Source organism: Tessaracoccus caeni (genome assembly GCF_029211185.1).
GTDB lineage: Bacteria > Actinomycetota > Actinomycetes > Propionibacteriales > Propionibacteriaceae > Arachnia > Arachnia caeni.
In genome coordinates this window covers 49,911-59,294 of the sequence record NZ_JARGDO010000022.1, presented here as the reverse complement: position 1 = coordinate 59,294, position 9,384 = coordinate 49,911, and the positions used below count along the sequence as shown (strand labels likewise).

At 63.1% G+C, this 9,384-nt stretch carries 7 protein-coding genes; 4 read left to right on the top strand and 3 right to left on the bottom strand.

Annotated elements, in window-relative coordinates; all coding sequences use genetic code 11:
- Window positions 1-123 precede the first annotated feature (123 nt).
- The gene (gene glf / locus P0D62_RS16510) at window positions 124-1,068 is read right to left on the bottom strand and encodes a UDP-galactopyranose mutase (RefSeq protein ID WP_275703642.1); all 945 of its coding nucleotides are present in this window, start codon (window positions 1,066-1,068) and stop codon (window positions 124-126) included.
- 309 nt (window positions 1,069-1,377) lie between these two features.
- On the opposite strand from glf, the gene P0D62_RS16505 reads away from it, so the two are divergent.
- Window positions 1,378-2,685, top strand: coding sequence for a glycoside hydrolase family 16 protein (locus tag P0D62_RS16505; RefSeq protein WP_275703641.1), 1,308 nt, complete (start codon window positions 1,378-1,380; stop codon window positions 2,683-2,685).
- A 7-nt stretch (window positions 2,686-2,692) separates the two neighbouring features.
- Here the strand turns inward: P0D62_RS16505 and P0D62_RS16500 are convergent, their stop codons facing one another.
- The gene (locus tag P0D62_RS16500; RefSeq protein ID WP_275703640.1) at window positions 2,693-2,932 is read right to left on the bottom strand and encodes a hypothetical protein; all 240 of its coding nucleotides are present in this window, start codon (window positions 2,930-2,932) and stop codon (window positions 2,693-2,695) included.
- Between P0D62_RS16500 and P0D62_RS16495 the strand changes: the two genes are divergently transcribed.
- Entirely contained in the window at window positions 2,919-4,088 is a 1,170-nt protein-coding gene (locus P0D62_RS16495; protein WP_275703639.1) for a glycoside hydrolase family 16 protein, read from the top strand. The genes P0D62_RS16500 and P0D62_RS16495 overlap by 14 nt on opposite strands.
- A 235-nt stretch (window positions 4,089-4,323) precedes the next feature.
- The gene (locus tag P0D62_RS16490) at window positions 4,324-5,661 is read left to right on the top strand and encodes a glycoside hydrolase family 16 protein (RefSeq protein WP_275703638.1); all 1,338 of its coding nucleotides are present in this window, start codon (window positions 4,324-4,326) and stop codon (window positions 5,659-5,661) included.
- A gap of 53 nt (window positions 5,662-5,714) precedes the next feature.
- Here P0D62_RS16490 and P0D62_RS16485 read toward each other — a convergent pair whose 3' ends face one another.
- The gene (locus P0D62_RS16485; RefSeq protein ID WP_275703637.1) at window positions 5,715-7,913 is read right to left on the bottom strand and encodes a glycosyltransferase family 2 protein; all 2,199 of its coding nucleotides are present in this window, start codon (window positions 7,911-7,913) and stop codon (window positions 5,715-5,717) included.
- A gap of 106 nt (window positions 7,914-8,019) precedes the next feature.
- Between P0D62_RS16485 and P0D62_RS16475 the strand changes: the two genes are divergently transcribed.
- Entirely contained in the window at window positions 8,020-9,357 is a 1,338-nt protein-coding gene (locus tag P0D62_RS16475; protein WP_319947016.1) for a Gfo/Idh/MocA family oxidoreductase, read from the top strand.
- Window positions 9,358-9,384 lie beyond the last annotated feature (27 nt).

Sequence of the window (9,384 nt, the reverse complement as noted above, 5' to 3'; positions counted from 1 at the left end):
ACAACCACCACCGCCGGCACTCCTCGCTCGGCTACCTACCCCCAGCCGAGTACGCTCGAAAGTGCACCCATCAAATGGAAACCGACGACTCACAGAGCGTCCGGACCGAATGAAGGGGGCGGCTCAGTTGATCGGGTAGTACGGCTCGTGACCCTTGGACCATTCGAAGGAATACTCGCGGGAGATCACCGTCTTGGGCTGTGTTCCGAACTCGAAGTGCTTGTGTTCGATCTGTCGCGTATAAGGTGCTTCGTGACCGGTGAAATTCATCACGGCAACGCCCTGGTGGTTCTCCTCGTCGAGAATCTCGTGTTCGAATCGTAGGCTCCGATACTCCAGCGCGCCGTACTGATAGTCGAAGTAGGAGTCGATCGTTCCGGTGTAGACGACCTCCTTGGCCATCTTGCGGAACCCTTCCTTGTCGGCGTTGTAGTCGGCGCCGTAAATAACCTCGCATCCTTCGAACATCCGTTCGATGATGCGCGTATACCCGCCGATCGGAATGCCCTGATAGGGGTCGCGGTAGTAGTTATTGTCATAGGTGAACCGCACGGGGATCCGTCGCATCACCGAGGCGGGAAGCTCCGTGCACAGCTTTCCCCACTGCTTCTCGGTGTACTCCTTGACGAGCGTCTGGTAGATGTCGCGCCCCACCAGGCTGATCACGTGCTCCTCGAGGTTCCTGGGCTCGGACGACAGGGACTCCTGCTGCTCCTCGATCTTCGCCTTCGCCTGGGCAGGGGTCACCACGCCCCACATCTGGGCGAACGTGTTCATGTTGAACGGCAGGTTGAAGATCTTCCCCCGGTAGTTCGCGATGGGCGAGTTGACGAACCGGTTGAACTCCGTGAACTGCTCCATGTAGCGCCAAATAGACAAGTTCGACGTGCGGAAAATATGGGCGCCGTAGAGGTGCACCTGGATTCCCTCGATCTCCTTGGTGTAGATATTCCCACCGATATGATCGCGGGCCTCGATCACCAGACAGGTCTTGCCGTGCTTCTTTGCCTCGTGCGCGAACACCGCATTGAAGAGCCCGCTGCCGACAAGGAGGTAATCATACTTCACGGGTGTCCTCATGGGTCGTGGTGCTACGAACGGCACGCTCTGGGGGGCATACGACGCAATCGGCGCATGTGCGGCCGATAATAGCCGTCAAGCCTTGCGCCCGCAAAAGGCGGTCACACCAGGTCCATCTCTCCGCTGCACCGGTTATCTTTCCCGAACCCTAGACTTTTGGGGGTGGCCATTCGTCTAGACAGCAGCCAGGGGCCGCTGCCGAGGCAGGGTCTCAGGGGCGGGGACTGTAGGCTGAGGTCGCGAAAGCCAAGCTAAGAGGTGCCACCTATCCGTGGGATCTCTACGTCTAGGAGAACCATGAAGAAAAGCCTGCTGTTCGCCCTCTCGCTCGTCCTGGCGATCTTGCTGCAGACTGCCACCCCCGCAAACACTCTCCCGGAGGCTGCCGCCGCCGGTCCCAGCAAGGCCGCCCTGAAGTCGAAGGTGAAGGTCGACGAGAAGGCGATCCTGAAGCTGCTTCCTGTCAGCTACCACGGAACCTACGTCGCCGTCGCCAAGTTCAGCACGGGGCAGAACAACCGGAAGGTGAGCCTCCAACGCAAGAAGGACGGCAAGTGGATCCATGTCGCCTCGTCGACGATGAACGCGAAGGGTCACGTCACCTTCAACCTCAAGAAGATCTCGACCGTCGACTACCGCGCGGTCGCCGACACCTACCGGGGCTGGAAGAAGACCTACACGCCGGTCACCACCCCCACCGTCAAGGGAAACAAGCAATGGAAGCGGCTCTTCCGCGACAGCTTCTCCGGGAAGAAGCTGAATAAGCGCTGGCAGCCCAGGCAGGTCGGCCTCTTCTTCGGCAGCCGGCTCTGTTCAGCGGTCGACAAGAAGCAGACCCGGCTCGAGGACGGCAAGCTCGTCCAGAAGATCCGCAAGCTGAACCCCAACAAGGCCGCGGACAAGAAGGTCATCAACAAGACCGTCAAGGCCGCCAAGAAGGAACAGAAGGCGCGCAAGGCAGCGGCTATCAAGGCCGCGAAGAAGCTCAAGGGCAGCAAGCGCACCGAGGCTCTCAAGCAGGCCAACGCCATGCCGGTCAACGGGTGCCCCGACGGCGTGTTCTACAACGCCCGCGTCGACACCCTCGGCACCTTCGACATGGGCCAGGGCATGGTCGCCGCGCGGGTGAAGTTCCCCAAGGACCAGGGCATGCACGGCTCGGTCTGGCTGCAGACCACCCGCAACAACTCGGTGCAGCGGCCGGCCGGCACGGAGATCGACATGATCGAGTCCTTCGGCTACGGCAAGGGCGTCTCGAACATCATCCACTACGACGACAAGAAGAACGGGAAGCTGACGCAGTACGGCTTCTACGTGATCCGGGAGCAGACGAAGAACCCGAAGTGGTGGGACAAGTACCACGTCTACTCGGTGGAATGGACCAAGTCCGAGTTCATCTTCCGCATCGACGGCATCGAGACCGAACGCTTCAAGAAGAAGTCCGTGAAGGGCGATAGGCACTTCCTCGCGATCAGCATGCTGGCCTCCGACTGGGAGACCAAGTACATGAAGAAGCCCTCCGGAAAGCTGCCCGGACTCAAAAAGGCAAACCTGCCCAACGCCAAGATGTACGTCGACTGGGTCGAGGCCTGGGAGCGGGCCTGACCTCGGGTCAGGTCATGAAGATACGGACGAGGACGACGATGAAGAGACATGTTTTCCTGACCACGACGGCGCTCTCGATGGCCGTCGGGCTCTCGGCGGTCGGTTGCGCGCCTTCCCCGCAACCGCCGACCACTCCCACACCGTCGGTCACGGCCTCGCCGACACCGACTCCGACGCCGTCACCTACGCCCACGCCTTCCCCCTCTCCTTCCGAGACGGCGATTCCGTCGAAGGTGGCGGCCGACAAGAAGGCGACGCTGGAGATCCTGCCGATCGAGTACGACACCGGAACGCTCGTGTTGGCAGCGTTCAGCACCGGTCATGAGGGTCGGACGGTCAGCCTCCAGTACAAGGATGGAGACGAGTGGAAGGAGGCCGCGTCCGGCGAGATGGACGCGGCGGGAACGGTCTCCTTCACTCTGGACTCGGTCGAGGAGAACACGTCGTACCGCGCCGTCGCCGACACCTACCAGGTGTCGGCCTCGGAGACGGTCGAGCCGATCCGCACCCCCGTGGTGGAGGCCGGTGGCCAGTGGAACCAGCTCCTCCGGGACGACTTCTCGGAGGACGAGCTGGACGACCGGTGGAACTACACCGCGTACGGCCAGTACTGGGGAAGCCGACTGTGCTCCTCGGTCGACCCCGGCCAGACCATCGTCGAGGACGGCAACCTCGTCCAATGGATCCACCAGCTGGACAGCAAGGATCCCGACGAGAAGAACATCATCAGGGACGTCACGAACAACGCCGAAAAGGAGCGCAAGGCTCGAAGGAGCGCCGCCATCGAGGCGGCGTCCAACGCGAAGGAGCTCAAGAAGGCCAAGGCCATGGACACCGAGGGCTGCCCCGACGGTGTGTTCTACAACGCTCGCGTCGAGACCAAGGACGCGTTCACGATGAGCCAGGGCATGATCGCCGCGCGGGTGAAGTTCCCCAAGGACCAGGGCATGCACGGCTCCGTGTGGCTGCAGACGACGCGCAATCCCAGCGTCGATCGTCCGCTCGGCACCGAGATCGACATGATCGAGTCGTTCGGCTACGGCAAGGGCGTCTCGAACATCATCCACTATGACGACGACGGCAACGGCAAGCTGCAGCAGCACGGCTTCTACGTCATCAAGGAGCAGACGGCGAATCCCGACTGGTGGGACGAATATCACGTCTACTCGGTGGAGTGGGGCGAGTCCGGGTTCATCTTCCGCATCGACGGCGTCGAGACCGAGCGCTTCGACAAGAAGCCCGTGAAGGGCGACGAGCACTACCTCGCGATCAGCATGCTGGCCTCCGATTGGGAGACCAAGTACATCAAGAAGCCCTCCGGAAAGCTGCCCGGACTCCAGGAAGCGGACCTGCCCAACGCCAAGATGTACGTCGACTGGATCGAAGCCTGGGAACGCGCGTGATCCCGCCTCGGTCACCGCTCATGTCCACGACCACCCGCCGACACTTCGGTCCGGCCTCTTAGAGGTTCCGCGGATAGGTGGTGCCGTAGCGAGGACGTACTGGGCGGATGACATGGCAAGGCGAAGAACGAAACCTGCATTGGGTATGCCGGTAAGTTCGACAACGAAGCCAGGTCGCCGCCCAGTGCGCCGCAGTAGGTGCCACCTATCCGCGGGATCTCTTAGGGGGAGAGAAATGAAATTACGCCGTCTACTATCCGCCTTCGCCCTCGCGGTGACGCTCGCTTTGTCGCTCGTCGTCACCCCGATCGTCGCACCGTCGGCGCAGGCCGCCCCGAAGCCGTCGAAGGATGCGCTGACGTCATCGGTGAAACTCGACAAGAAGGCGAGTCTCAACATCCTGCCGGCCGACTACGGCAAGAAGATCGTGGTCGCCACCTTCACCTCCGGCTACAAGGACCGAGTGGTGAGCCTGCAGTACAAGGACGGCAAGAAGTGGAAGCAGGCCGCGTCCGCGAAGATGGACGCGAAGGGCAACGTCACCTTCGGCGTCACCTCGATCAAGAAGGACAAGAGCTACCGCGCCGTCGCCGATATCCACAAGGTCAAGACGACGAAGAACAAGAAGACCACCACCAAGACCATCAAGCCGGTCACCACGCCCACCATCAAGGCGGGCAGCCAGTGGAAGCGTGTGGTCCGAGATGACTTCTCCGGCACCAAGCTGAACGAGCGCTGGAACTACTACTCCGTGGGTCAGTTCTGGAACAGCCGCCTGTGCTCGGCCGTGGCCACCAAGCAGACCGCGGTGAAGGACGGCAAGCTCGTCCAGTCGATCCGTCAGCTGGACAAGAAGAACGCCGACGAGAAGAAGATCATCAAGGACGTCACGAAGAACGCCAAGGCGCAGCAGCAGGCCCGTAAGGATGACGCCATCGCCAAGGCCAAGAAGCTCAAGGGCTCGGCCAAGACCAAGGCGCTCAAGGAAGCCAACGCCATGAAGGTGGACGGCTGTCCCGACGGCGTGTTCTACAACGCTCGCGTCGACACCAAGGACTCCTTCCTGATGTCGGAGGGCATGGTCGCTGCCCGGGTGAAGTTCCCCAAGGATCAAGGCATGCACGGCTCGGTCTGGCTGCAGACGATTCGCGACAACCAGGTCGATAGGCCGGCCGGCACGGAGATCGACATGATCGAGTCCTTCGGCTACGGCAAGGGCGTCTCGAACATCATCCATCTCGACGAGAAGGGTGACGGAAAGCTGACCCAGTTCGGTCACTACGTCCTCAAGGACAAGACCAAGGATCCGAAGTGGTGGGACAAGTACCACGTCTATTCAGTGGAATGGACCCGCTCCGAGTTCATTTTCCGCATCGACGGCGTCGAGACCCAGCGCTTCAAGAAGAAGGCGGTGAAGGGAGACAAGTACTTCCTCGCGATCAGCCTGCTGTCCTCCGATTGGGAGACCAAGTACATGACGAAGCCCTCCGGAAAGCTGCCCGGCATCAAAAAGGCAAACCTGCCCAAGGCCAAGATGTACGTCGACTGGATCGAAGGGTGGGAACGCGCCTGAGCAGGCCCTGCCTCTGATAGTTGATCTCCGGGACGACACCGTCGTCCCGGAGATCACTTCTTTTTCAGCAGTTTTTTCAGCCGCCGCTTCACACGACGCGCAAACGTCACCTTCTGCGGCGCGGCGGGCGCTTTCGGAGCAGCCGGCGCCTTCGGAGCGGGAATGTCCTTGAGCTGGCGCTCGAGGCGCTTCTTGGCCTTGTCGTCGGTCCACGAGCGTCTCAGGGCCCAGAAGAGCGCGGCCGCATCGGCGTCGGGATCAACCTCCGCGAGCCGACCGACGGTCTCCGTGGTGAGGCGGGCCGTGGCCCGCCGCGCGGATGAGAACACCATCTGGACGATGGCCCCCACCGCGAGGGCGACCTCCGTGTCGCCGAAATCATGCCCACGGAGGAGGCGCACCATCTCGACCCAGGTGAGGAAGTAGCCCCGGGCCGCCGACTCGCGGCTGCCGGCCGTGACGATCGAGTTCGGGCGCAGCCGGCGTGCGTAGAGGGTCGTCTGCGAGTGACCGGCCCGCTGCGCGAAGAGCAGGAGCGCGAAGGTGAACAGGTTGTCCTCCTGGAGGATCCCGGTGGGGAACCTCACGCCGCGCTCGGCGACGTAGCGTCGGCGGGCCATGCACAGGCAGGCGCTCTCCCGGTACTCCTTCGCGCCGTGCATCGCCGCCATGAGCTGAGGACCGGTCCATTCGCCGTCGTAGGGGCGGCGCTGGTAGTAGGTCTCGTACTTGGTCCAGGTCCGGTCCTCGACCCCTGACTCCCGGACGCACATCGCGTCGAAGGTCAGCACGTCCAACTCCGAGGCATCCGCCGTCCGGACCAGATCGGCGAGCCCGTCCAGCTGCCAGTAGTCGTCGCTGTCGAGGAAGCATACGTACCGGCCGGTGGCAGCAGCGAGGCCGACGTTGCGGGCATGCCCTGGCCCCGCGTTGTCCTGGTGGACCACACGAATCCGGGGATCGTCGGCGGCGAGACGGTCGAGGATCTCGCCGCTGCCGTCCACCGAACCGTCGTCGATGCAGATGATCTCGATCTCACAGCCAGTCTGACGCTGGACGCTCTCGATCGCCTGGGACACGAACATCGCCGTGTTGTAGACGGGGAGGATCACCGAGACGTCGGGACCATTCGCGTCCTCCGCTTGGCGCCCCGCTCCCTCGTCCGCGGACGATGCCGCCGTCGCACCGATCGGATCGACCCTCACGATGGTGTTCCTCGCCGCCTCCCTCGCGTCGAAGCCGGCCTTCTCCGCCCGGGTCTCCGCAGCGAGCGCCCGCTGGAACAAGTACTCCTCGGGCTTCTCGGCCAACACGCGTCGGCGCCACTCGCGATGCTTGACGTCCACGAAGTAGTCGTCGGGGCGGTCCAGGATGCCGAACCGTTCGAACACGCCGTCCCGCAAGGCGTCGTACATCTCGAGAAACGACTGGGCCGTCGTCTGACGCTTGAGGTTGCCGACGCACATGTTCAGCGCCAGCTGTCCGTACGCGTGCTCGAGCTTCGGCCAGACGCCGCCCTCCGTCAGAGTCGCGCGCATCTCCTCCAGCGCCGCGGTGAACTCGAGTGGGTTCTCGTGCACCGTCGCCTGCAGGCTCGTGCTGTTCGCGACGCGATAGTTGACGAGATGACGGTCGAGGTAGGAGATGCGCCTGGCGAAAGCCAGGGCCATGTAGGTGAAATATGCGTCGTTGGCGCGCTTCAGCTCTTGGAACTGCAACCCGTGCGTCCGGACGAATTCGGCCCGGAAGAGCTTGTTCCATGCCGCCGGGTTGAACGCGGTGAAGAGGTGGGCACCGGCCTGGCGGGCGGAGAAGGGTTGTTTCCGCGGAAGCTGATCCAGTTGCAGCATCCACTCAGGTTGCCGGACTTCCCTCGTCACATCGTTATAGGCGAAGAACTTGCACGCCACGACATCCGCCTTGTCGGCGGCCGCCTTCGTGTGGAGCTCCTCCAGCAGAGAGGGAAGGAAGAAGTCGTCTGAGTCGAGGAAGGAGAGGTAGTCCCCCGTCGCCTCCGTCATTCCTCGGTTGCGCGCAGCGCCGGCGGTGCCCCTCGCGGGGCCTGCGACGATCCGCGCTCGGGGCTCACTCGCGACGAAGTCCGCGAGGATGGCCGGGGTCGAATCAGTAGACCCGTCATCGACCAGAATCAGCTCGAAGTCGGTGAGAGTCTGGTTCTGGATGCTGGTTAGGCACTCCCGTATGTGGCGCTCCGCGTTGTACACGGGCACGATCACCGAGACCAATGGCACGACGGTTCTCTTCCTTTCCTGAGAGCTGCCCCCGCGGTCATCCTAGAGGAGGGCGCCCGCTACGCAGTATCTTGGCCGTAGAGATCGAAGCCACTCGGAGGGTGCCTTGAGACGCGTCATCACGTATGGGACGTTCGACCTGTTCCATGAGGGACACCGACGACTCCTCGAACGCGCTCGGGCGCTGGGCGACCATCTGATCGTCGGGGTCACGAGCGAGAGCTACGACGCCACCCGTGGCAAGCTCAACGTCCGCCAGTCCTTGGTGGAGCGCATCCGCAACGTCACGGATTCCGGGCTCGCCGACGAGGTGATCGTCGAGGAGTACGAAGGCCAGAAGATCCAGGACATCCAGCGCTACGGCGTCGACGCCTTCGTCATCGGGTCCGACTGGGAGGGCAAGTTCGACTACCTGAGCGACTACTGCGAGGTGATCTATCTCGAACGCACCACGGGCGTGTCGAGCACCCAGTTGCGGCAGGGCGGTCGGGTGCTGCGACTGGGTGTCGTGGGGACAGGCCGGATCGCGCGCCGTTTCGTCCGGGAGTCCCGCTACGTGGCCGGCGTCGAGATCAGCAGCGTCTGGAGCAGGACCAGTCAGAGCACCAGCGCTTTCGCGCAGGCCTTCGGGCTCGAGCACGCAGAAGCGAGCCTCGAGGATCTGCTCGCCCATGTCGACGCGGTCTACCTGGCCAGCCCTCATGACACCCACGTGCCCTATGCGAGACAGGCGCTCGAAGCGGGGGTGCATGTCCTGTGCGAGAAGCCGATGGCACTTCGGCCCGAGCAGGTCGATGAACTGCACGACCTGGCGGAGCGGAACAACCTTGTTCTTCTCGAGGCCCTGAAGACGGCGTTCGCGCCCGGCTTCCAGCGTATGGTCGCGATCGCTCGAGGCGGCACCATCGGAAGCATCCGTTCGGTGGACGCCACCTTCACCAAGCTGATTCCCTCGGGCCGGGAGCGCGAGGCTCCCGATGGCGGTTCCATCACCGAGCTCGCCTCCTACCCTCTGCTGGCGATCATCAAACTGCTCGGCCTGGACCCTTCAGAGGTGTCCTGCCGCACCTACCACCCCGAGTCCAGCGCGGTGGATCTCTTCGCCCGAATCGATCTGAGCTACCCTCACGCCGTCGCCACCGCGAAGGTCGGGATCGGCGTCAAGGCGGAGGGCAACCTGGTGGTGGCGGGAACCCGCGGCTATCTCTACGTGCCGTCGCCTTGGTGGCTCACGGAGTACTTCGAGACCCGCTTCGAAGATCCTCGCGACAACCGCAAGTACTACTACAAGTACAACGGGGACGGGCTGCGCTATGGCTTGGCCGAGTTTGTCAGCATGATCGGGGAGGGCTCGTCCGAGTCGTTCAAGCTGAGAAGGCAAGAGTCGACGGCGATCGCGCGGCTGATCGCAGACGCGAGGACTCACGCCCGCCGCTTCAGCTGAGCGACTCCGCGGATAGGCCCCCCTCAG